Source organism: Roseobacter phycocola (assembly GCF_042055075.2).
Taxonomy (GTDB): Bacteria; Pseudomonadota; Alphaproteobacteria; order Rhodobacterales; family Rhodobacteraceae; genus Roseobacter.
Map to the genome: position 1 here is coordinate 2,978,439 of NZ_CP194010.1, position 21,843 is coordinate 3,000,281.

At 63.2% G+C, this 21,843-nt stretch carries 26 protein-coding genes; 15 read left to right on the forward strand and 11 right to left on the reverse strand.

Going from position 1 to position 21,843, the window contains the following annotated elements:
* Positions 1 to 79 precede the first annotated feature (79 nt).
* Positions 80 to 1,054 carry a glutathione S-transferase family protein gene (locus AB4K19_RS14635; protein WP_436398177.1) on the forward strand — a complete coding sequence of 325 codons (975 nt, stop codon included), beginning with the start codon at positions 80 to 82 and terminating at the stop codon, positions 1,052 to 1,054.
* A 5-nt stretch (positions 1,055 to 1,059) separates the two neighbouring features.
* On the opposite strand, the gene AB4K19_RS14640 is transcribed toward AB4K19_RS14635, so the two are convergent.
* The gene (locus tag AB4K19_RS14640; RefSeq protein ID WP_375229049.1) at positions 1,060 to 1,446 is read right to left on the reverse strand and encodes a hypothetical protein; all 387 of its coding nucleotides are present in this window, start codon (positions 1,444 to 1,446) and stop codon (positions 1,060 to 1,062) included.
* 190 nt (positions 1,447 to 1,636) lie between these two features.
* On the opposite strand from AB4K19_RS14640, the gene AB4K19_RS14645 reads away from it, so the two are divergent.
* The 3 genes from AB4K19_RS14645 to AB4K19_RS14655 are packed head-to-tail and all read left to right on the forward strand — an operon-like array spanning position 1,637 to position 4,685.
* Positions 1,637 to 2,596: a threonine-phosphate decarboxylase gene (locus tag AB4K19_RS14645; RefSeq protein WP_436398179.1), complete on the forward strand. Its 960-nt coding sequence runs from the start codon at positions 1,637 to 1,639 to the stop codon at positions 2,594 to 2,596.
* Positions 2,593 to 3,501, forward strand: a complete 909-nt coding sequence (gene cbiB / locus AB4K19_RS14650; RefSeq protein ID WP_436398181.1) for an adenosylcobinamide-phosphate synthase CbiB — start codon at positions 2,593 to 2,595, stop codon at positions 3,499 to 3,501. Before AB4K19_RS14645 ends, cbiB begins: the two co-directional genes overlap by 4 nt.
* 14 nt (positions 3,502 to 3,515) lie before the next feature.
* On the forward strand, positions 3,516 to 4,685 hold the full coding sequence (locus AB4K19_RS14655; RefSeq protein WP_375229052.1) for a lytic murein transglycosylase: 1,170 nt from the start codon (positions 3,516 to 3,518) through the stop codon (positions 4,683 to 4,685).
* 104 nt (positions 4,686 to 4,789) lie between these two features.
* On the opposite strand, the gene AB4K19_RS14660 is transcribed toward AB4K19_RS14655, so the two are convergent.
* Both AB4K19_RS14660 and smc read right to left on the reverse strand, forming a co-directional pair.
* On the reverse strand, positions 4,790 to 5,158 hold the full coding sequence (locus AB4K19_RS14660) for a hypothetical protein (RefSeq protein WP_436398183.1): 369 nt from the start codon (positions 5,156 to 5,158) through the stop codon (positions 4,790 to 4,792).
* 65 nt (positions 5,159 to 5,223) lie between these two features.
* On the reverse strand, positions 5,224 to 8,679 hold the full coding sequence (gene smc, locus AB4K19_RS14665) for a chromosome segregation protein SMC (RefSeq protein WP_436398185.1): 3,456 nt from the start codon (positions 8,677 to 8,679) through the stop codon (positions 5,224 to 5,226).
* A gap of 203 nt (positions 8,680 to 8,882) precedes the next feature.
* On the opposite strand from smc, the gene AB4K19_RS14670 reads away from it, so the two are divergent.
* A complete protein-coding gene (locus AB4K19_RS14670; protein WP_375229054.1) occupies positions 8,883 to 9,497 on the forward strand; it encodes a HupE/UreJ family protein in 615 nt (204 codons plus the stop codon).
* A gap of 62 nt (positions 9,498 to 9,559) precedes the next feature.
* Positions 9,560 to 10,357: a FadR/GntR family transcriptional regulator gene (locus AB4K19_RS14675; protein WP_436398186.1), complete on the forward strand. Its 798-nt coding sequence runs from the start codon at positions 9,560 to 9,562 to the stop codon at positions 10,355 to 10,357.
* Between the two features lie 72 nt (positions 10,358 to 10,429).
* Here AB4K19_RS14675 and AB4K19_RS14680 read toward each other — a convergent pair whose 3' ends face one another.
* The 6 genes from AB4K19_RS14680 to AB4K19_RS14705 all read right to left on the reverse strand — a co-directional run bounded on the left by AB4K19_RS14680 (position 10,430) and on the right by AB4K19_RS14705 (position 14,077).
* Positions 10,430 to 11,002: a F0F1 ATP synthase subunit B gene (locus AB4K19_RS14680; RefSeq protein ID WP_375229055.1), complete on the reverse strand. Its 573-nt coding sequence runs from the start codon at positions 11,000 to 11,002 to the stop codon at positions 10,430 to 10,432.
* A gap of 4 nt (positions 11,003 to 11,006) precedes the next feature.
* Positions 11,007 to 11,534 carry a F0F1 ATP synthase subunit B' gene (locus AB4K19_RS14685; RefSeq protein WP_375229056.1) on the reverse strand — a complete coding sequence of 176 codons (528 nt, stop codon included), beginning with the start codon at positions 11,532 to 11,534 and terminating at the stop codon, positions 11,007 to 11,009.
* A gap of 87 nt (positions 11,535 to 11,621) precedes the next feature.
* On the reverse strand, positions 11,622 to 11,846 hold the full coding sequence (locus tag AB4K19_RS14690; RefSeq protein WP_011567586.1) for a F0F1 ATP synthase subunit C: 225 nt from the start codon (positions 11,844 to 11,846) through the stop codon (positions 11,622 to 11,624).
* A gap of 55 nt (positions 11,847 to 11,901) precedes the next feature.
* Positions 11,902 to 12,648 carry a F0F1 ATP synthase subunit A gene (locus AB4K19_RS14695; RefSeq protein ID WP_375229057.1) on the reverse strand — a complete coding sequence of 249 codons (747 nt, stop codon included), beginning with the start codon at positions 12,646 to 12,648 and terminating at the stop codon, positions 11,902 to 11,904.
* Between the two features lies 1 nt (position 12,649).
* Positions 12,650 to 12,982: an AtpZ/AtpI family protein gene (locus tag AB4K19_RS14700; RefSeq protein ID WP_375229058.1), complete on the reverse strand. Its 333-nt coding sequence runs from the start codon at positions 12,980 to 12,982 to the stop codon at positions 12,650 to 12,652.
* 183 nt (positions 12,983 to 13,165) lie between these two features.
* A complete protein-coding gene (locus AB4K19_RS14705; protein WP_436398189.1) occupies positions 13,166 to 14,077 on the reverse strand; it encodes a LysR substrate-binding domain-containing protein in 912 nt (303 codons plus the stop codon).
* Positions 14,078 to 14,182: 105 nt separating this feature from the next.
* Here AB4K19_RS14705 and AB4K19_RS14710 point away from each other — a divergent pair, with 105 nt between their 5' ends.
* The gene (locus tag AB4K19_RS14710) at positions 14,183 to 14,419 is read left to right on the forward strand and encodes a hypothetical protein (protein WP_375229060.1); all 237 of its coding nucleotides are present in this window, start codon (positions 14,183 to 14,185) and stop codon (positions 14,417 to 14,419) included.
* Between the two features lie 43 nt (positions 14,420 to 14,462).
* Positions 14,463 to 14,789, forward strand: a complete 327-nt coding sequence (locus tag AB4K19_RS14715; protein ID WP_375229061.1) for an ArsR/SmtB family transcription factor — start codon at positions 14,463 to 14,465, stop codon at positions 14,787 to 14,789.
* Between the two features lie 3 nt (positions 14,790 to 14,792).
* Here AB4K19_RS14715 and AB4K19_RS14720 read toward each other — a convergent pair whose 3' ends face one another.
* A complete protein-coding gene (locus AB4K19_RS14720) occupies positions 14,793 to 15,647 on the reverse strand; it encodes a DMT family transporter (protein WP_375229062.1) in 855 nt (284 codons plus the stop codon).
* Positions 15,648 to 15,681: 34 nt separating this feature from the next.
* Positions 15,682 to 16,560, reverse strand: coding sequence for a LysR family transcriptional regulator (locus AB4K19_RS14725; protein WP_375229063.1), 879 nt, complete (start codon positions 16,558 to 16,560; stop codon positions 15,682 to 15,684).
* Positions 16,561 to 16,804: 244 nt separating this feature from the next.
* On the opposite strand from AB4K19_RS14725, the gene AB4K19_RS14730 reads away from it, so the two are divergent.
* From AB4K19_RS14730 to AB4K19_RS14760, 7 genes are all read left to right on the forward strand, one after another.
* Positions 16,805 to 17,383 (forward strand): FMN-dependent NADH-azoreductase, encoded by a 579-nt coding sequence (locus AB4K19_RS14730; protein WP_375229064.1) that lies wholly within the window; start codon positions 16,805 to 16,807, stop codon positions 17,381 to 17,383.
* A 116-nt stretch (positions 17,384 to 17,499) separates the two neighbouring features.
* On the forward strand, positions 17,500 to 17,982 hold the full coding sequence (locus tag AB4K19_RS14735; protein WP_436398190.1) for a hypothetical protein: 483 nt from the start codon (positions 17,500 to 17,502) through the stop codon (positions 17,980 to 17,982).
* A gap of 205 nt (positions 17,983 to 18,187) precedes the next feature.
* A complete protein-coding gene (gene ffh / locus AB4K19_RS14740) occupies positions 18,188 to 19,696 on the forward strand; it encodes a signal recognition particle protein (RefSeq protein WP_375229066.1) in 1,509 nt (502 codons plus the stop codon).
* A gap of 5 nt (positions 19,697 to 19,701) precedes the next feature.
* Positions 19,702 to 20,031, forward strand: coding sequence for an NIPSNAP family protein (locus tag AB4K19_RS14745; protein ID WP_375229067.1), 330 nt, complete (start codon positions 19,702 to 19,704; stop codon positions 20,029 to 20,031).
* Between the two features lies 1 nt (position 20,032).
* Positions 20,033 to 20,557, forward strand: coding sequence for a GNAT family N-acetyltransferase (locus AB4K19_RS14750; RefSeq protein WP_375229068.1), 525 nt, complete (start codon positions 20,033 to 20,035; stop codon positions 20,555 to 20,557).
* Positions 20,554 to 21,111 (forward strand): GNAT family N-acetyltransferase, encoded by a 558-nt coding sequence (locus AB4K19_RS14755; protein WP_436398192.1) that lies wholly within the window; start codon positions 20,554 to 20,556, stop codon positions 21,109 to 21,111. The genes AB4K19_RS14750 and AB4K19_RS14755 overlap by 4 nt, the downstream gene beginning before the upstream one ends.
* 94 nt (positions 21,112 to 21,205) lie before the next feature.
* Positions 21,206 to 21,811, forward strand: coding sequence for a GNAT family N-acetyltransferase (locus AB4K19_RS14760; protein ID WP_375230904.1), 606 nt, complete (start codon positions 21,206 to 21,208; stop codon positions 21,809 to 21,811).
* Positions 21,812 to 21,843: the final 32 nt, after the last annotated feature.

Sequence of the window (21,843 nt, forward strand, 5' to 3'; positions counted from 1 at the left end):
AGGGCGTCTGCGCGCTCTTCGGCGGTTGTCGCGGCAGGGCATAACCTTAACTCTGGCTCATGAAACAAGGGAGTTTGACATGGGCCTGCTGGTGGACGGCGTCTGGCACGATCAGTGGTATGACACCAAATCGACGCGTGGAAAATTTGAACGCTCCGAGGCGAAGTTCCGGAACTGGGTGACGGCAGACGGTTCTGCCGGCCCATCAGGGGTCGGGGGATTCGCCGCCGATTCGGGGCGGTATCATCTCTATGTCAGCTATGCCTGCCCCTGGGCACACCGCGCGCTGATCTTTCGCCGGCTCAAAGGGCTGGAGGATCACATCGGTGTCTCGGCCGTGCATCCGGACATGCTCAGCGATGGCTGGACCTTTGAGAAGGACACCCACGGCGCCACGGGGGACGCGCTGTTCGGCTCAGCTTTCATGCGCGACATTTACACCCGTGCCGAACCGGCCTTCTCCGGCCGGGTCACGGTTCCTGTGCTCTGGGACAAAGAGCGCGGCACCATCGTTTCGAACGAAAGCTCCGAAATCATCCGGATGTTCAATTCCGCCTTCGACCAGATCACCGGGAACACCGAGGATTACTGGCCGGAGGAGCTGCGCGACGCGATCGCGCCGGTCAATGACCGGATATATGACACGCTGAACAATGGCGTTTACAAATGCGGCTTTGCCACGACGCAGGAAGCCTATGACGCCGCCGTGCACCCGCTCTTTGATACGCTGGACTGGCTCGACGACCGGCTCACCGGCAACCGGTATCTGATGGGCGAGCGGCTGACCGAAGCCGACTGGCGGCTGTTCACGACGCTGGTACGGTTTGACCCGGTCTACCATCTGCATTTCAAATGCAACCGGCGCCGCATCATCGATTATCCGGCGCTCAGCGGTTACCTGCGCGAGCTCTACCAGATGCCGGGCATCGCGGAGACCGTGAATATGGACCACATTGTGCGCCACTATCACTACAGCCACGACAGCATCAATCCGCACAGAATCATACCGGTCAATCCGGTGTCAGATCTGCATGAGCCTCACGGGCGCGGTTAACAGGTTCAGCGTCGCGCGGGGCCCTGCGGCTCGGCGCGCGGCGCGTGGTGTTCGACCATTGCGGCAAGGTCTGATGGCGGTGTGCGTGTGGGCACAAATGCACAGACATTCGGTGCCAGGGAAAAGATGGAACCGTCCGAGAAAAAGCTGGTGTTGGTGACGAAAATCACCCGTGCCCAGGGCTGCCGATAGCTTGCGTAATCGGCAACAGCGAGCGCGGAATCCTCTCCCAGCACGAGGTTCAGGATAATCACCTCAACATCCGTGTCCGACAGGTATTCTGTCGCTTCCGTCTGGCCCGTTGCATGGTGTACAGACATGCCGCAGCGCTGCAGGTAGGACGACCATATCCCTGCAAGGCCTTTGTCTTTTTCAACGATAAGGACTTTCATCCGGTGACCCCTCCGGGGTTGCTGAATTGTCAGCTGTTACTCCACTGGTCTGCCTGAAAGATTAACAAACGGTTAACTTTCGCCCGCGCACCCCGGTGCGATCACCATCTCTTGAATAAACGGCTGGTTTCCGCTTTCTGTCTGAAGTGGACGCGCGGATAAGCGCCGGTGCATCGGGAATTGTCGGACAGTGACAGCAAAAAAACGTGATCATGGTGGCGGGCTGGATGCAGCCATCACCCGGTATGGGGGATCCCGAATCGGATGGATTGATCTGTCGACGGGGATCAATCCACATCCCTTTCCCGTGCCGCCCTTGCCGGCTGATGCCTGGTCTGCTCTGCCCGATCACGGCGCACAGACGGCACTGACAGACGCCGCGCGCCGGTTCTGGCAGGTGCCTGATGGGGCCGACATTCTCGCCGCACCCGGGGCTTCTGCCCTGATCGCAGCCATGCCGGCGCTCAGCCCGGATGGCACTGTGGTGATCCCGGCACCCACCTACAACGAACACGCCGCCGCCTTCCGCGCGGCAGGCAGGCCGGTAGAAACCGAAGGTACAGAGGCCGCAGTTCAGGTTCTGGTTCATCCTAACAACCCTGACGGCCGTCTGTGGCAGCGGGACAATTTTCCTGCGCGTGACCCAGCCCTGACAGTCATCGACGAAAGCTTCTGCGATATCTGCCCGGACGCATCGCACATCGACCTCGCCGCCACACCCGGCCACGTCATTCTGAAGAGTTTCGGCAAGTTCTGGGGGCTGGCCGGCATGCGCCTTGGCTTTGCCATAGCGCGCCCGGAGATCATCGCGGACCTGCGGGACAGGATCGGCCCCTGGGCCGTCTCCGGACCCGCCCTGCATACCGGCGCAGCAGCACTGCAGGACAACGACTGGGCCACGGCCACGCGTCACAGGCTGACCGCAGACAGTGCACGCCTTGACGCGCTGATGGCCGCAGACGGCGCAGAATGCATCGGCGGCACCAGCCTCTTCCGGCTGTACAGGGTCCCGGATGCCGCAGCACTGCAGCACCGTCTGGCCGGACACCATATCTGGAGCCGTATCTTCCCCTGGTCGGACACCTGGATACGCCTGGGCCTGCCCGCAACCATCCACTGGCCCCGCGTCGAAGCCGCTCTGCGCGCATGAGCACCGCGGCCCTGCTCGTTTTCGCGCTGCTGCTGGACGCGCTTTTTGGCGAGCCGGAACCGGTGTGGCGGCGTATCCCGCATCCTGCGGTTCTGATGGGCCGGCTGGTCGGGTGGCTGGACACCCGGCTGAACAGCGGAACTTCCCTGCAGGCAAAGGGTGCGCTCGCAGTCTGCTGTCTGGTCATAACCGGCGGTCTGACTGGTGTGCTGCTGTCAGCGGGCGGACCTGTGATCGAGGTCCTCGCTGCAGCAATCCTGCTCGCCCAGCGCTCGCTCGTGGATCATGTCCGTGCTGTCGCAAAGGGCCTCGGTGCCTCGCTCGAAGAAGGCCGCCGGCAGGTCGCCATGATCGTCAGCCGGGACACGGACGCGATGGACGATACCGCCGTCGCCCGTTCCGCCATTGAAAGCGCCGCAGAGAACCTCTCAGACGGCGTCATCGCCCCCGCCTTCTGGTTTCTGATCGCGGGGCTGCCCGGGCTGATCGTCTACAAACTGATCAACACCGCCGACAGCATGATCGGCTACAGGACACCGCGCTATGCAGACTTCGGCCGCGCCGCCGCCAGAACGGATGACCTGCTCAATCTCATCCCCGCGCGGCTGACGGCGCTGCTGATCGCGGGGGTCGCCGGTATCACTGATCTGCGGGGCATCCGGGCGGATGCCTGTCTGCACCGGTCCCCCAATGCGGGCTGGCCCGAAGCGGCCATGTCCCGCGCCCTGGGCATCGCGCTCTCCGGTCCCCGGGCTTATGACGGTGAAATGCGTGAGTTTCCCTACGTGAACGAGGCAGGGCGCCGCACACTGCGCTCGGTGGACATCGACGCGGCAATCGGCATGCTGTGGAAAACATGGGGGCTATTTGTGGCTCTCTGCATCGGCCTGGCCCTGCTGACCTGACCCGGGAGAAGAACATGATCCGCCTGACCACTGCCGCTCTGCTCGCGCTGCTGACCACGGGACCTGCGGCCCTGGCCTGCGGCGGGACGTTCAGTACTTTTGTTGACGACCTGAAGACCGAGGCGGTGGCGCGCGGCCACAGTCCGCAGACCGCACAGCGCTTTTTCGCAGGTATCCGGCAAAGCCAGAGCGTGCTGCGCGCCGACCGCGCACAGGGTGTTTTCCAGAAACCCTTTGTCGATTTCGCCCGTAATCTGATCTCGGATGCCCGGCGCAAAAAGGGTGTCGCCAAAGGGCGCGAATTTGACGCCGTGTTTGACCGGATCGAGCAACGCTATGGCATCAACCGGGGTGTGCTGCTGGCGTTCTGGGCGTTCGAGACGGACTACGGCGGCTTTCAGGGAAACTTCAACACTGCCAACGCGCTGGTCACTCTGGCCCATGACTGCCGCAGGCCGGACCTGTTTCGGCCTCAGGTGTTCGCCGCCCTCGAACTCTTTGAACAGGGCGGGTTCGATCCGGCCAGGACAACCGGGGCCTGGGCGGGCGAGATCGGCATGGTTCAGATGCTGCCCTCAGACATCCTGGAACATGGCACGGACGCCGATGGTGACGGCCGTGTCTCGCTGAAAACCTCCGCACCGGACGCACTGATGTCAGGGGCTGCCATGCTGAGCGGCTTCGGATGGCGCCCGAATGAACCCTGGCTGCAGGAAGTGCGCGTGCCGGATGAGATGGACTGGTCGAAAAGCGGTATCGCCAGTGCGCAATCTGTGGCCGCCTGGGAAAAATCGGGCGTGCGGGCACGCAACGGCAGCCTGCCCCGCGGTCTGAACGCCTCTCTGCTGCTGCCCCAGGGCCGCGAAGGGCCTGCCTTTCTGGCCTACCCGAATTTCAGCGTCTATTTCGACTGGAACCAGAGTTTTACCTATGTGCTGACCGCCGCCTATTTTGCCACCCGCTTTGAAGGCGCGCCCGCCTTTGACCCCCGCAGTCCGGAAAAAGGTCTTTCACCCGACGCGATGAAGGAGCTGCAGCGCAAACTGCAGAACCGTGGGTACGACGTTGGCAAAATCGACGGGATTCTCGGGGCCGGGACCCGGGCCGCAGTACGCGCCGAACAGGTGCGCCTGGGTCTGCCCGCCGATGCCTGGCCCACACAGGCCCTGCTGAACCGGCTCTGAAGCACGCGGCGTTAACCTTTTTTTACCGCGCATTTACTAATTTTCTGCGCGACACATACATTCAGGTTTGAATTCCCTCTGACCCTGCCGGATACCCGGTGGGGTCATTTTTTTTCTGCAGGCCGGATGGGATAACGCTCCCCCTTTTCCGTCAGCAGCACAATGCGGCCCGCGTTCTCGACATACCTGTCACATCGCCCGAACCCGTTACGGAAGGCGATACAGACCGTTCCGTCATCCTCGATCCTGTAGGCACCAAAGGCAGTCTGACCGCTGGCATAGGTATAGGAATAAGCCCCACCAGCGGAATATGTTGACCGCCCGTCATCATAGAACGTGAGTGTCTGACCTTCTGTCAGCGCCTGGGTCTCAGCTGCGTCCAGCGCCCGGTCCGTGGTGCGCAGGGCCCAGTCCTGGGCGGCAGCAGGCAGGCCTGTCAGCATAATCATGTAAAGGGGCAAAGCAAATCGCATGCCCTGACCCTCGCACACCTGCCGGGGTTTCGCGGACACAATACGGTGAACACAGGCCGCAGCCCTTAAGCGACCAGCGTTTCAGCCTTCTTGAGGTCCACAGACACAAGCTGGCTCACACCCTGTTCCGCCATCGTGACGCCAAACAGCCGGTCCATCCGCGCCATCGTCACCGCGTGGTGCGTGATGATCAGGAAGCGCGTATCCGTCTGGCGGCACATCTCGTCCAGCAGGTCGCAGAAACGCGTCACGTTGGCATCATCCAGCGGGGCGTCCACCTCGTCCAGCACACAGATCGGCGCCGGGTTCGCGAGGAACACCGCAAAGATCAGCGCCATCGCCGTCAGGGTCTGTTCACCGCCCGAAAGCAGGCTCAGCGTCGACAGTTTCTTGCCCGGCGGCTGGCACATGATTTCAAGACCGGCCTCCAGCGGGTCGTCGCTCTCGACCATCACCAGGTTGGCCTCGCCGCCCCCGAACAGATGCGTGAAAAGCATCGAGAAATTGGTGTTCACCTGCTCAAACGCGGTCAGCAGCCGTTCGCGCCCCTCTTTGTTGAGGCTCGCAATCCCCCCGCGCAGGGTGCGGATCGCTTCTTCGAGGTCGGCCTTTTCGCCGGTCAGTGTGTCGTGCTCGGTCTGGACTTCCTTGGCATCTTCCTCCGCCCGTAGATTCACAGCGCCCAGCGCATCGCGCTGCCGTTTCAGGCGGTTCACATCCGCCTCCAGCGCCTGCGCATCAGGCATATCGTCTGGCGTGACCTCAAGCTGCCCCAGAAGCTGGCTCGGCGTGACCTGCGCCTCATCCGCGATGCGCTCTGCGGCGGCTGCAACAGTTTCGCGGGCGGCATCGCTGCGGGCTTCGGCCCGCGCACGCGCCTCGCGCGCCTCAGAGGCCAGACGCTCGGCATCACGCTCTGACATGGCCGCCTCGCGCAGCACACCTTCCGCGGCTGACAGACGGTCGCTGCTTTCGGCCTTGCGGGCCTCTGCGGTGGCGATGGCGTCGGACAGCTCTTCGCGTTTCGCTGCCAGCTCTCCGGGGGCCGCACTGGCCTCCTTCAGCTCCGCTTCCGCCTGCCCTTTGCGCTCCACCAGCTCCGCGCTGCGTTTCTCTGCGGTCTCCAGACGGTGACGCCAGCCGCTGATTTCCTTGGTCACTTCCTGCGCACGGCGGGTACGGGCCTCCCCTTCGCGGCGCAGCTCGTCATGTGCCGACCGGCGGGACATCATGGTGATCCGTGCGGCCTCAACAGCCACCCGGACCGCCTCAACCTGCTCGCGCGCCTCCGTCAGATCGCCCAGCTCTTCCAGCGCGCGTTCCGCTTCGCGCAGACGGGTGCGGGCGGCCATCGCCTCTTCTTCATGGCGTGTCACCGCAAGACCCAGCGATTCCAGACGACCCTGCGCCAGGTTTCTGTCGGCTTCCGCCTTGCTCAGCGCACGACCCGCCTCAGCCACCAGCCGGTCTGCCGACCGCCGCGCTTCACGTGCCATCTGATCGGCCCGGGTCAGTTCGCCCAGCTGACGCGTCAGCAGCTCATGGGCCGCAAGTGCACCCTCGGCTTTCTGGGTCGCTGTCTCCAGCCCCTGCTTCAGCTCTTCCAGACGGTTGAGCTGCTGCAACCGCAGCGCGGCAGCCGACGGGGCATCCTCGGCCCAGGCGCGGAACCCGTCCCAGCGCCAAAGATCACCCTCCGCAGACACCAGACGCTGTCCGGGGGCCAGGTCCTTCTGCAGGCGCGGGCCTTCATCTGCATCCACCAGACCGATCTGCCCCATGCGCCGCGACAGCACATCCGGCACCGTCACAAACAGCGACAGCGGTTGCACACCCTGCGGCAGCGGCTGGTGCCGATCGTACGCCGGCAACACGGCCCAGCCCGACGGGCCGTCCGCTGCAACCTCGGGCGCGCGCAGGTCATCCGCCAGGGCAGCCCCCAGCGCCTTTTCGTAACCGGTTTTCACCTGGAGCTGATCGAGGATCTGCCCCCCTTCGGCCGTGTCCCGCGCAACAAGCTTCGCCAGCGCTCCCGCTTCTGCGCGCAGCGCGTTGGCCTCCCCTTCGGCCTCCGACCGGTGCGCCCGCGCATCCGCTTCCCGGCCCTGGGTTTCGGCCCGTGCCTCTTCGGCCTCCTGCAGGGCTGTGTCCGCATCCGCCGCCGTTTTGACCGCCTGCGCCTCTGCGGCCTGGGCCGCGGCGAACTCTGCACCCGCCTTCTCAAGCGCGGCCTCACTGGTGGCAACCGCCTCACGGGCGCGCGCGGCTTCAGTGCTGGCGCGGCTCTCCGTTTTACGGCTGTCCTCCAGCAGACGCTGCGCCGACTGGTGACGTGCCGCCAGACGCGCCATATCCTCGGTCTGCTGGGACATTTCGCCTTCGCGTGTCTGCAGCACCGCCGCCGCTTCACGCGCCACCTCAGAGGCCTCAGCCAGACGTTCGTCATGCCCCTCGGCGGCTTTGGCAAGCTCGGTTGCCTCCCATTCCAGCCGCTCAATGGTTTCCCCCGCGTCGCGGTTCAGACCGCCCTCACGTTCGATGTCACGCGCCAGCTGCGCAATACGGCCGGTCAGTGTTTCGATCTGCGCCTCGGCCCGCGCCTCCTGGTCGCTCAGGGTATCGCGCTGCACTGCCAGTCGTTGCAGGACGGCCGCCGCAATGGCCTCTTCCTCGCGCAGCGGCGGCAGAGCAGCCTCAGCCGTCTCGCGCGCCTTCGCCGCCTCACGCACAGCACTTTCCGCGCGGGCAGCCGCCGTGACCTGCGCGCGCAGCGCCTCCTCGGCGGCAGACCGCGCCTCATCGGCCTCGCGCCAGCGGCGATAGAGCAACATGCCCTCGGCCCGGCGCAGTTCATTGCCGATCTCGCGGTACCGTGCGGCCTGGCGCGCCTGACGCGCCAGCTGACCCAGCTGGCTGGCAAGCTGTTCGATCACATCATCGACCCGCGCGAGGTTCGTCTCAGCCCCTTTCAGCTTCAGCTCGGCCTCGTGCCGCCGCTGGTAGAGGCCCGAAATACCAGCCGCTTCCTCCAGAATGCGACGACGGTTCTTGGGCCGGGCATTGATCAGTTCCGCAATCTGCCCCTGACGCACCAGCGCCGGGCTGTGCGCGCCGGTCGACGCATCCGCAAACAGCATCTGCACGTCGCGCGCCCGCACATCCTTGGGACCAACCTTATAGGCGCTGCCCACGTCCCGCGTGATCCGGCGCACGATCTCCAGCGTGTCTGAATCGTTGAAACCCGCAGGCGCCAGGCGCTCCGAATTGTCGATATGCAGCGCAACTTCGGCAAAGTTGCGGGCCGGGCGGGTTGCGGCCCCGGCAAAGATCACATCCTCCATGCCGCCGCCACGCATCGCTGTGGGGCGGTTTTCCCCCATGACCCAGCGCAGCGCCTCCAGCAGGTTGGACTTCCCACAGCCGTTGGGACCGACGACGCCCGTCAGACCATCCGCGATGATCAGGTCGGTCGGATCAACAAAGCTTTTGAAGCCTGTCAGTCTGAGTTTGGAAAAGCGCAAACCAGAGTCCCGGTGTGATTCCTGTGGAGCCCTCAGACTGAGGTCTGCCCACCGCCGGTGTCAACCGAAACACACCACAGGCTGCGTTTCACAGGCACTTATCCACAAGATATTGACGAATGGCCCGCTATTCCGTGTTCGGTAATTGACAAACCCGGCGATCCTGCGTCCCATATCGTTAACGCCTGCCACCGGACTGATTAATGCGCGCTCTGCTACCTGTACTGCTCCTCTCTGCCGCCACACCGGCACTCGCCGGAACCACCGCCCAGCTGCTCTCGGCGGCGGAATTCAACCGTGGTGTGCTGCTGGGTCTCAACCACCCGCTGCCCGATCCCGTGCACCTGGGGTTTGTACTCCTGACAGGCGCCGCCGCGGCGCTCGCCGGGCGTATGATTACCGGCATTCTGGCCTGGCTGGCGGCCATGATCTTTGCCTGTTTCACCATTCCGCTGCTGGGTGATGCTCTGCCGCTGCGCGGGATTCTGATCGGGCTCGCTGTGCTGGTCACCGGTTGCCTGATCGCCTCCGCACGCCGTCCCTCCAGGACCACGGTGGCGGCGGTCTTTGCAGGCTTCGGACTGCTGCAGGGGGCCGTCTTCAGTGCAACGCTTGTGGCCGGTGCCGGCGCGGTTACGGCGGCTGGACTTGCCGGCTATATCGCGGGCTTCGGCGCCACACAGGCGCTTATCGCAGCCGCTGCGGCACTGCTGGCCCTGCGCATCCAACCCTTCCAGGTTCGTCTTGCGGGGGCTGCTGTCGCTGTCTCTGCACTCCTTCTCGCCTTTGAGGTCGCCGAAGCCGCACTCTTGGGCTGACATCTGAAACCAATTGCCGCCCTCCCGCTTTGGTCATATAATATGACCAATCAGGAGACGTTATGCCTTTTCGCCCCGTCCAGTCCGAAAAACTCTCAACCGCAGTGGTCCGTCAGATCGAACTGCTGATCCTGCGCGGCATCCTGCGCCCGGGCGAACGGCTGCCCGCAGAAAGAGAACTGGCGGAGCGGCTGAACGTATCCCGGCCCAGCCTGCGCGATGCGGTCAGTATCCTGCAGGAACAGGGGCTGCTGAGCACCCGTGCAGGTGCAGGCGTCTATGTCGCGGACGTGCTTGGCTCGGCGTTTTCACCTGCGCTTGTGCAGCTCTTTTCCCGTCATGAGGCGGCGGTTTTCGATTACCTGTCTTTCCGACGGGACATGGAAGGGCTCGCGGCAGAACGGGCCGCCCGGCTCGGGTCTGCGACGGACCTGGCCGTGGTGCAGACCGTCTTTGACAGAATGGAAGCCGCGCACGGTGGCCGCGACGCAGAAGAAGAAGCGCAGCTTGATGCCAAGTTCCACATGGCGATCATCGAGGCCAGTCACAACGTGGTCATGCTGCATATGATGCGGTCGATGTATGAGCTTCTGCGCGAGGGCGTGTTTTACAACCGCCAGGTCATGTTCCGCCAGCAGACCACGCGCGGCCTGTTGCTGGAACAGCACCGTGCCATCAACACCGCGCTGCAGGCGCGTGATCCCGAAGGCGCCCGGGCCGCTGTGGAGACCCACCTGTCCTTTGTGGAAAAAGCGCTGCGCGATCAGCACCGGTCGGATGCCCTGGAAGAAGTCGCGCGCCAGCGGCTTGATCACGAACAGGAACAGAAACCGGCAGCCTCCAGCCGGCGCAACGCCTGAGCACCCGAACCAAAAAGAAAACCCCGGCGCATGGGCCGAGGTCCTCAGAGAATAATACGCCAGATCTGCAGGTCAGTGCAGACGGGCCTCTACTTCGGAAATCGCCCCGTCGATCAGGCTGTTGGCTTCGGTCGCGGTCATCTGCTTGGCGATGACCTCGCGCGCCACCGCCACCGCGACAGTCACAGACTGGTCACGCACATCCTTGATGGCCGACGATTGCGCCGTTGCGATCTGATCTTCGGCAGCTGCCATGCGCCGCTCCAGGGACACGGCCAGATCTTCCCGCGCCTGCTCTGCAGCAATGCGGGCGTCTTCCTTGGCCGCCTCGACGATACGGTCTGCCTGTTCCTGCACTTCGCGCTGCTTGCGCTCGTAGCTGGCCAGCAGGCTCTGCGCTTCCTCACGCAGGGCACGTGCCTCGTCCAGCTCGGACCGGATACCTTCGGCACGGCCGTCCAGCATCTTGCCGATCATCCCGGGCACTTTGAAGTACACGAGGATCGCAACAAAGACGATCAGACCAAGAAGCACCACGAAGTCGGTGTTCTTGAGAGAGAAGAACGGTTTGTCGCCTGCCGCAAGTGCCGGTGTGGCAGCGGCCAGGGCGAAACCGAGCGATGTCAGGCTGGTGATAATCCGCATGATCTTATCCTTTCAGCCTGTCGCCAACAGCTGCGCTGATGGCTTTGCCGTCCGCTTTACCACCCAGCGTTGTAACCAGCTCTGCGGCGGTGTCCGCTGCGACCTCTTTGACCGCGTCCAGTGCGCCGGCACGGATTTCAGCGATCGCCTTTTCGGATTCCGCACTGCGGGCCGCGATCTCTTCGTCCGCTTTGGCAATTGCCGCGTCGAGGTCGGACTGAATTTCTGCTTTGGCTTCGGCGACAATGCGGTGCGCTTCGGCACGCGCGTCAACCAGCGCCTTTTCATAGGCCGCTTCGGCGTCCTGGGCTTTCGCCTTCAGGTCCTCGGCAGCGGCAATGTCGTTTGTAATCGTGCCCTGACGCTCGGCCAGCACGGCGGCGATGCGGGGAAGGGCCACGCGGGACAACACGAAATAGATCACCACAAGGGTCAGCACCAGCCAGAAGATCTGGTTCCCCCAGGTGGAGAAATCGAGTTGCGGCATGCCGGGTGCGGCAGCGGCCTCAGCGCCTGTTGTTTCGGTTGCCATTTTGGTCTCCTGAAGAAACGGCCGTTACATCGGGCAGCGCATCTGAAACGCGCCGCCCGACCGTAAGGAATATCGTCTCTTAAGTTCTCAGACGGCAAACATCAGCAGCAGGGCGACGAGGAAGGCGAAGATGCCCAGAGCCTCGGCGAACGCGATGCCGATGAAGAGTGTTGCTGTCTGGCTGGCTGCAGCCGACGGGTTGCGCAGAGCGCCTGCGAGGTAGTTGCCGGCAACGTTGCCAACCCCGATTGCGGCCGCGCCGGAACCGATTGCTGCCAGACCTGCGCCGATGTGTGCGAGTTCGCCTTCCATGTGAATTCTCCTTACGATTGGAAGTTGAAAGTTTGAACGGACGTGCCGTCCGAAATCAGTGATGCGGGTGAAGTGCGTCCTTGAGGTACACGCACGTCAGAATGGTGAAGACGTAGGCCTGGATGAAGGACACGAGGACCTCCAGACCGTACATCGCTGTGATGCCGAGGACGGCGACCGGGCTGACCGCTGTCAGTGCCGCAAAGCCTGCGAAAACCTTGATCACCGCGTGGCCCGCCATGACGTTACCGGCAAGACGGATGGAGTGGCTGACCGGGCGCACAAAGTACGAGATCAGCTCGATGATCGCCAGCACGGGCCGCAGCGCCAGCGGTGCAGAGGACACCCAGAAGAGGCTCAGGAAACCCGCGCCGTTTTTCACGAAACCCACAATCGTCACGGTGATGAACACCGCCAGCGCCAGCACCACGGTGACGGCGAAGTGCGATGTGGGTGTAAAGGATGTGGGGATCAGACCAAGGAAGTTCGCGCAGACAATGAACATGAACAGCGTCATGATGTAGGGGAAGAACTTCAGCCCCTCTTTGCCGCAGATGTCCTCGACCATCTTATAGATGAAGCCGTAAGCGAGTTCCGCAACCGACTGCGAGCGCGATGGCACAACCGCACGCTTCGAGCTGCCGATAACCAGCAGAAGGATGATGGCGATGACCGAAAAGCCCATCCACAGCGCCGTGTTGGTCGGTGTGTACCAGGTCACATCGCTGCCAAAGAGCGGCTTTACGATGAACTGGTCCATGGGGTGGAATACCAGACCGCCTTCTTCCGCTTTATCCGCCATCTCAGGCTCCCTCGTCTTTCGTCTCGGCCTCTTCGGCCAGTTTCTTTTCCTGGATTTCCTGCGCGGACCGCAGCATCGTTTTGATGCCCGCCGCCAGACCCAGCAATGTAAACAGCACCAGGAAGATCGGGAGTGTCCCGAACAGGCTGTCCAGCCCGTATCCGATGCCAAAGCCGATCCCGAGACCGACAACAAGCTCTATCACCATCCGCCAGGCCAGCTGTGCCTGAGAATAATGTTCGTCCATCCGGGCGCCCGGCTCCTGCGCCTTTTTCGCCGCCGCGATCCGTGCTTCCAGCTGCTTGAGATGCTGATCTGGCCCGGGTTCTGACACGCGAAAAGCCCCCTGTTGGAACTGCCGCTTTGCTATTGCGCACCACCGCGCGAGTCAACAGGGGTCGGGCATCCCGATCACATTGATCAAGGCACTGTTTTAAAATGTAAATTTTTGCCCACAACAAAACCGGGGCAGAGTGCCGCAGCCTCCGAACAGCGGATTTTGCCGTCCGCCCTTTATTCAACCGTTTGGTTGATTTTCCCCGGCAACGGTCCCGGAACGGAAAGCGCGCGTCTCTTCCAGCAACCAGGCGCGCACCTCCCGGACGGCCGGCCGGCGCATGCTGCGGTTGCCGTACACAAGGTAAAAAGCGCCGTCCTGAATACCGATGTCAAAGCACTGCACGAGACGCCCCGCTGCAACGTCCGACGACACGCATTCCGCCGAACTCAGGTAAACCCCCTGCCCGTTCAGTGCCGCAACATACGACAGCGGAGACGAGGGCCGCCAGCCGTCATCCGTCCCACCGTCGGTGTCCACCCCTGCCGCCCTGAACCAGGCCTCCCAGATGCCGATGGACCGGTCACGCAGACGCGGCAGGTTGAGCAGGTCAGCCGGCGCTGTAACCGATGCGGCAAGGTCCGGCGTTGCGTAAGGATAGACCGCCGCATTGCTCAGCAGGTCGCCGGGCGTGTCCAGCACGCCGGTGTGCGCGAACCGCACGGCAATATCCGCTTCAAATCGGTCCAGATCAGCCAGACGGCTTGACGCCTCCAGCCGCACATCCACGTCCGGGTACCGCGCGCGGAAAGCTCCGAGACGTGGCATGATCAGGCGTTCGGCGATCACCGGTTCGCTGTTGACTGTCACCTGCCCCTGCGGCCGGTGGGTCAGATCTTCGGTGGCCTCCGCAATCGCCTCCAGCGCCGGCACGATCCGTTCCAGATAGATCCGCCCCTCGCGGGTCAGTTCAAGCCCGCGCGGCAGATCCCGGAAGAGCGGCACCCCCAGGCGCGCCTCCAGCCCGCGCACATGCCTGCTGATCGCGGAATGACTGACGGACAGCTCCTCTGCGGCCCGTGAAAAGCTCTGGTGCCGGCCAGCGGCATCAAAGGCCCGCAGGGCGTTCAGGGGAGGCAGGGTACGTTGCATATCATATATGTGCATTTTCTGCACATATCCCGTCAAGCAATTGTCTTTGTTTTCAGCTCAACGCCCGGGCATATTGCCCGCAGATAACCTAAAAAGGTGAGAAACATGACGTTTTGGTCAGAGAACGCGGGAGTCCGCGACCGGGACAGGCGTGCCGGAAAAACACACATACGCGCTGCGTTGCGCCGCTGGATCGCCCATGGACTGAAACGGCGACCCCGAATTCCGCACATCCGCAGCGTGAATGCCCGTCTGGGGCGTGACATCGGGATGAGCGAAGCAGAAATCGCCCGCCACACCATCGAACTGCCCTCGCAGGGGCGCGGGCACCCGATGCTCTGAGCGCCTTTGCACCGCCCTGCAAAGCCGGGTAAGACTGCGCCCTATGAAACAGAACCTTGATCAGGTTTTTGCAGCGCTGGCCGACCCGACACGGCGGGAAATCCTGAACATGCTGCTCGAGGATGATATGGCGGTCACCGATGTGGCCGAACCCTTTGAGATGTCGCTCGCCGCGATCTCAAAACACCTCGTTGTGCTTACTAATGCCGGTCTGATCAGTCAGGAGAAACGCGGGCGCGTCAAATGGTGTAAACTGGAGCCTGATGCGCTTCGGGATGCTTCGGTCTGGATGCAGGGCTTCGGTCAGTTTGAACCGGTGAACCTCGATGCCTTTGAGCGGTTCCTGAAAACCGAACTCAACACAGGGTAAACGCTACCCATGCTCGTCACGCAGCAACAAAAGCAACGCCAGCACTGTCAGAGCCACACCGGCTGCCACCAGCGGCGGCGGCGGGCTCTTGCCCTGCGCCACTTCCCAGATGATCACCCAGGTGGGCGTCAGATAGGTGTAGGCCATGACCTTGGCACTGGGCAGGCGCAGACTGGCATACTGCAGCAGGACAAAGGTCGCCGCCGAGGCAAAAACGGCCGTATAGAGTATCGTAACCCAGACGATGCCCGGCAGATCACCCCAGGGCGTCGCCCGCAGGTCACCCCACCCCCAGACCAGCAACAGCACAGCGCCCGCCACAAGCGTGCCAAAGGTAGACACCACGGGCGATTCACCCCGGTTCAGACGGCGCACCATGGGCGTATAAAACGCATGGCTCACACAGCCTGCGAAATAGATCAGCTCGCCGCGCCCCACCTCGAACGCCCGGAAAGCCGCAAAATCCGCCCGGAAGATGACCCAGAGCGCCCCGACGGCTCCGATGCTGAGCGCCAGCGCCATGCGCGGTGTCGTGACCTGACGCAGCAGCAGCCATCCGAAAAAACCGGCGACGACCGGCGTCAGCGTAAAGACGGCCGCTGCACTCACAGGCGGCGCGGTTTTGAGCCCCTCAAACATCAGCACGAAATAAATGGCCAGCAGCGCGCCCAGCACGATATACCGCCATGGCGCGCGGACCGTCCCGCGCGGCAGTCCGCGTGTGGCCAGCAGGGCGGCACCGATCACCAGTGCCGCAATCACAAAGCGCACTGCGTTCAGTGCTGCCGGTTCGATATCATTGGCCGCCTGCGCGCCCAGCGAGAACGACCCCGCCACCAGCGCAGAAAAAGCCAGCATGGCCGCATGGCCGCGCAGCACAGGTGTCAAAGCGTCATACTTTCCAGTCCCGCGACTGCTCTTTCAGGAACGTCAGAAATGCCTGCACCTTCGTTGTCCGGTGCAGATCCACATGGGTGACCAGCCACAGTGGCCCGGCCCAGCCGTCTTCGCGCGGGTGTACCTCGACCAGATCCTCATCCTGCTGGGCGTCAAAAACCGGCATGAACCCGATCCCGGCGCCGGCTTTAATGGCCGCTTCCATCGCGCGGGTATCCGTACTGCGGAAGGTGAGCGAAGATGCAGGCGCATTCTGCCGCAGCCATTGCTCAAAAGGGGCCCGGCTGTCATCTGCATCCTGCGCGACGAACCGGTGACGCCCGAAGCTCTGCACCCCGTCCGGTTTACCATGGGTTTCGATATAGCCGCGGCTCGCATAGAGCCCCATTTTCTGCTCGTGGAAGGGCTGCACGACATTGTCGGGCTGATCGGGCACCGTGCCCGCCCGGATCGCGACATGCGCCTCTCCGTATTCCAGCCGGAAAAGCCGCGCGCCGGTCAGGTACCGCACGATGACCTCCGGGTGCTGCCGCTGAAAATCCGCGAGCAGCGGCGCCATGCGGGGCGCAATACTGATCAGCGAGGTAACCACCAGATCACCCGACACATCATTGCCGCGCCCCTTGATACGGCCCGCAAGCTGGCTGAACTGATCGTCGGTGGCCTGCGCGACCCGCAGCAGATCCTGACCGGCCTCTGTGGCGGTGTACCCCCGGGCATGGCGCTGGAACAGTTTGACGCCCAGCCGCCCCTCAAGCGCGTCGATGTGCCGGATCACAGTGGCGTGGTGCACGCCCAGCACATCCGCTGCCCCGCTGACCGTGCCCATGCGCGCAACCTGAAATGCGGTTCTGATTTCGTCCCAGTTGTCCACCCGTGTCCCCCTGAATGGCACCTCAGCCTGAATTCACCTGAAGGTCGGGAAAGATGTGCGGAATTGCAAGAATCTTTTGAAATGAACGGCATATCCCTGTGAATCTGAACGATGGTCGCTGTCGAAATCTCACATTGAGTTCAAAAATGCACATCAGATGTTCGAAAAGTCCTGTTGAGTGCAAATTTGTTTCACCCATATTTGACGGCAGAGATGCAACCGCACCCCAACAAGGATACCTGACATGACACAGAACATTCTTCAGATTGATGCCTCCGCCCGCCTGAACGGCTCTACAACACGCCAGCTGACTGCGAAAATCTCGGATCGTCTGGGTGGCACGGTCACGCACCGCGACCTCAGCGAGGCCATTCCCCAAATCAATGAGACCTGGGTGAATGCAAACTTCACACCCGCCGAACAGCGTACCGAAGCCCAGCAGCAGGCGCTGGCTCTGTCCGACAGCCTGGTCGCGGAACTCAAAGAGGCCGATGTCCTCGTGATCGGTGTGCCGGTGTACAACTTCGGCGTTCCCGCGGCGCTCAAAGCATGGGTCGATCAGATCGCCCGCGCCGGCGTGACCTTTAAGTATACAGAAAACGGCCCCGTCGGTCTGCTCGAAGGCAAACGCGCCGTGATCGCGCTCGCCACAGGCGGGACACCCGTCGGCTCTGACATCGACTTTGCCTCGGGCTATATGCGCCACATCATGGGCTTCATCGGCATCACCGACGTCGAAATCGTCGCGGCCGACCGCCAGATGGCCGATGCCCCCGCCGCCATCGCGGCAGCAGAGGAAAAGATCGAAAGCCTCGCGGCCTGAGCCTGCAACCTCCCGATATGTGCAAGTTCAAAGGGTGTACGCCGGTCGTGCACCCTTTTTTCGTGCCGCTCCCTGAAATCGTCACATTGCTGCGCCACGGTAGGGCCGTGAAAATCGTGACCGACACGCCTGACCGCCTCGTGCTCGAATACCGGCCCTGGATGCTCTCGCTGGGGCTCGCTGGCCTGTGTGTCTTTATGATGTGGGTTGCGCTGGACGCCTGGAACAGCGGCGACAAAGGAACCGCCTGGCTTGTGATGATGATCATCGCTGGCCTGCTGGGCCCCGCCCTCTGGTTTGCAACAGAACGCGTGCAGGTGGTTTTTGACCGCCGCGACGGACACTGCATTGTGCGCCGAAAACGCCTGACGGGCTATCACACCGAAAGCCATCCGCTCGCCCGCATCACCCGTGCCATGGTGCAGACGCACAAGGGCGGTCACGACGATCCCAACAGCCACCGTGTTGCCCTGGTGATCGGCCCCGACAACCTGGAAAACCGTCACGGCCTGACCCGCAGTTATCGCAGTGGAAATGGCGCGGACGAGACCGTGTCCCGGGTCAACGCATGGCTTGACTCTGTGCGGCAACAGGCCTAGACGACCCCAACAATTCCGGAAGCGTCAGACTTCCGGTCCCGGACCCTTCCGGGATCGCCCCCCACCAGCGAGTTTCGCCCGTGGGGGCAAAGTCCGTTGGCTTTGACCCCCACGACAGAACAGTGGGCGGGGGCATTTGTGAACTTACTGCGGCGTCCCTACATCAGGGATATCCCGCAACCGACAATGAAAGGGGCCACGGCCCATGTTTGAAAACCTGTCCGAACGCCTTGGTGGCGTCTTTGACCGCCTGACCAAACAGGGTGCTCTGTCCGACGAGGATGTCGCCACCGCCCTGCGTGAGGTGCGCGTGGCCCTGCTGGAGGCGGATGTCTCCCTGCCCGTCGCCCGCGATTTCGTCAAAGCCGTCCAGGAAAAGGCCACCGGACAGGCCGTCACCAAATCGATCACGCCCGGCCAGCAGGTCGTCAAGATCGTACATGATGCCCTGATTGACGTGCTGAAAGGCGCCGAAGACCCAGGCGCGCTGAAAATCGACAACCCGCCCGCACCGATCCTGATGGTTGGTCTGCAGGGTTCCGGTAAAACCACCACAACCGCCAAACTCGCCAAACGCCTGAAGGAAAAAGAGGGCAAGCGGGTGCTCATGGCCTCGCTCGACGTGAACCGCCCTGCGGCGATGGAACAGCTTGCGATCCTCGGCACCCAGATCGGCGTCGACACCCTGCCCATCGTCAAAGGCGAAGACCCCGTCGCCATCGCGAAACGCGCGAAAACGCAGGCGGGTCTGGGCGGCTATGACGTCTATATGCTCGATACAGCGGGCCGTCTGCACATCGACCAGGAACTGATTGCTCAGGCCGCCGCCGTGCGCGATGTGGCCAACCCGCGTGAAACGCTGCTGGTGGTTGACGGGCTGACCGGACAGGACGCGGTCAACGTGGCCACCGAATTCGACGACAAGATCGGCGTCTCGGGCGTCGTGCTGACCCGGATGGACGGGGACGGGCGCGGCGGTGCGGCCCTGTCGATGCGGGCTGTGACCGGCAAGCCCATCCGCTTTGTGGGTCTGGGCGAGAAAATGGACGCCATCGAGACCTTCGAGCCGGACCGGATTGCCGGCCGGATCCTCGGCATGGGCGACATCGTGGCGCTCGTGGAAAAAGCGCAGGAAACGCTCGAACTGGAACAGTCCGAGAAGATGGTCAAACGCATGATGAAGGGCCACTTCACCATGAACGACCTGCGTATGCAGCTGGAACAGATGCAGAAGATGGGCGGCATGCAGGGCATGATGGGCATGATGCCCGGCATGAACAAAATGGCCAAACAGGTCGAAGCCGCCGGGATCGACGACAGCATCATCAAACGCCAGATCGCGCTCATTCAGTCGATGACCAAGAAAGAACGTGCCAACCCGCAGATCCTTCAGGCCAGCCGCAAAAAGCGCATCGCCAAAGGTGCCGGCATGGAAGTCTCCGAGCTGAACAAGCTTCTCAAGATGCAGCGCCAGATGGGCGACATGATGAAGAAGATGGGCAAAATGGGCAAAGGCGGCATGCTGAAACAGGCCATGAAGGGCATGTTCGGCAAGGGTGGCCCCAGCCCCGAGGAAATGGCCGCCGGCATGGACCCCAAAGCGCTGGAGGCCGCCGCGAAACAGATGGGCGGCAAGCTGCCCGGTGGCATGGGTGGTATGGGTGGCGGCATGCCCCTGCCTCCTGGTCTCTCCGGCTTCGGGAAAAAGAAATAAGCGTCATGATTTCCTGCACGGTCAGATACGAAATCGATCCCGCAAAGCTCGCGGATTTCGAGGCCTACGCCCGCTTCTGGGTGTGGAAGGTGCCGCAGCTGGGCGGCATCCATCACGGCTATCATCTGCCGCATGAAGGCCCGAACGACATCGCCTACTGCCACTTCTCCTTCCCGTCGCTTGCCGCCTACGAGGATTACCGCGCAAAGATGTGGGAAGACGCAGACTGCCTGCGCGCCTATGACTTCGCGACCCGCACCGCCTGCATCCGCCGCTATGACCGCTCCTTCACCCGCCCGGTGACAGATGGCGCGAACCTGCCGGAGACCATCTGACATGACCGCCTGGCCCGTCCTGACAACAGAACGCCTTGTGCTGCGCGCGCCCGTTCCCGCGGACGCGGGCCCGTTCATTGCGTTCTATCAGACGGACCGCGCGCGCTATGTCGGCGGTCCGATGACGCCCCGCCAGGCCTGGAACTTCTTCGGCACCGAAATCGGCCACTGGGCGATCCGCGGCTTTGGCATGTTCACCGTCACCCGCAAAGGGTCGGACACGCCCCTGGGGATCGTCGGTCACTGGTACCCGCTGGGCTGGCCGGAAACCGAAATCGGCTGGGTCCTCTTTGACCCCGCAGACGAAGGCCAGGGCATTGCGCGCGAAGCGGCAGAGGCCTGCATCGCCCACGGCTGGGAAACCCTCGGCTGGCAGACAATGGTCAGCTACATCGACAAAGGCAACGACGCCTCGGTCCGCCTCGCTGAACGGCTGGGCTGCACGCGGGACACAGACGCCGCCATCCCGAACCCGGAAAAAGAGGTCTTTGTCTACCGTCACCCGCGTCCGGAGGGCCTGCAATGACCTTCGCCTGCGAGACCCCGCGTGATGGCGCAGCAGCACGCTTTGCGCTCAGCCTGCAGAACCAGCTGCCGACACTGCGCACCGAACGTCTGCTCCTGCGCGCCCCGCGCGTGACCGACTTCGAAACCTATGCGCAGATTGCCTGCAGCGACCGGGGCACCCACCTGGGCGGCCCGATGACCCGCGAAGATGCCTGGGCCGATTTCGCACAGATGACTTCCACCTGGCTGCTGCACGGTCACGGCATCTGGACCATCGGGCACGCAGGCAGCATTGCGGGCTTCGTGCTGCTGGGTTTCGAGCCCGGCGACCAGGAACCCGAACTGGGCTTTGTCCTGACGGCGGACGCCAAAGGCCAGGGACTGGCCACAGAGGCCGCCACCGCCGCCCGCGCACATGCCTTCGGCACGCTCGGCTGGTCCACGCTGGTCAGCTACATTGACCCCGCAAACACACGCTCCCGCGCCACCGCCCGCCGCCTTGGCGCAATCATGGACGGCATGCAGGACGAAGCCGAAGTCTGGCGCTACCACCGCGGGGGGCGCCCCGCATGATCTGCCAACACACCATCCGCCTTCTTCTGGCCCGAAATATCCCCGCCGGAGGCACCCGTCCGCGCAACCAGGCCACCCGGCCGGAGGAGGCGCAATGAGCACGACACTCATCCCCGTACTGGAGACGAAACGCCTGATCCTGCGCGGCCCCGAGCCCGAGGACTACCCGGATTTTCAGGCGACGTTCACCAGCTACCGTGCGCGGTTCATGGGTGGCCCGCTGAACGCCTACGAGGCCTGGATGCTCTATGCGGCCGAAATCGGCCACTGGCAGATCCGCGGCTATGGCATGTGGATGATCCACGACCGCGAGACCGACAAAACCTACGGCATGGCCGGCGGCTGGAAGCCTGCGAAATGGCCCGAAGCCGAGATCGCCTGGGTGATCTGGCCTGATATGGCCGGCAAGGGCTACGCGCTGGAGGCAACCCATGCGGTGCGCGGCTATCTTTATGAGCACCGCGGCTGGGACACGGCGGTCAGCTACATCGACCCCAAAAACCTCGACAGCATCCGGCTGGCCGAACGCCTCGGCGCCACAAAGGACCCGCAGGCGGAAACCATCGACGGCAACGACGCGGTCTACCGCCATCCGTCACCTGCCGCGCTTGCCGGCTCACAGCTGGCGCATGGTATCGAAATGGAGATCAGTCACTACGCTGATCCGATGTTCCGGCCGAAAGGATGGGCCCTTGACTGATCCTTACACCACCGTACGCCGCGCACCGACGC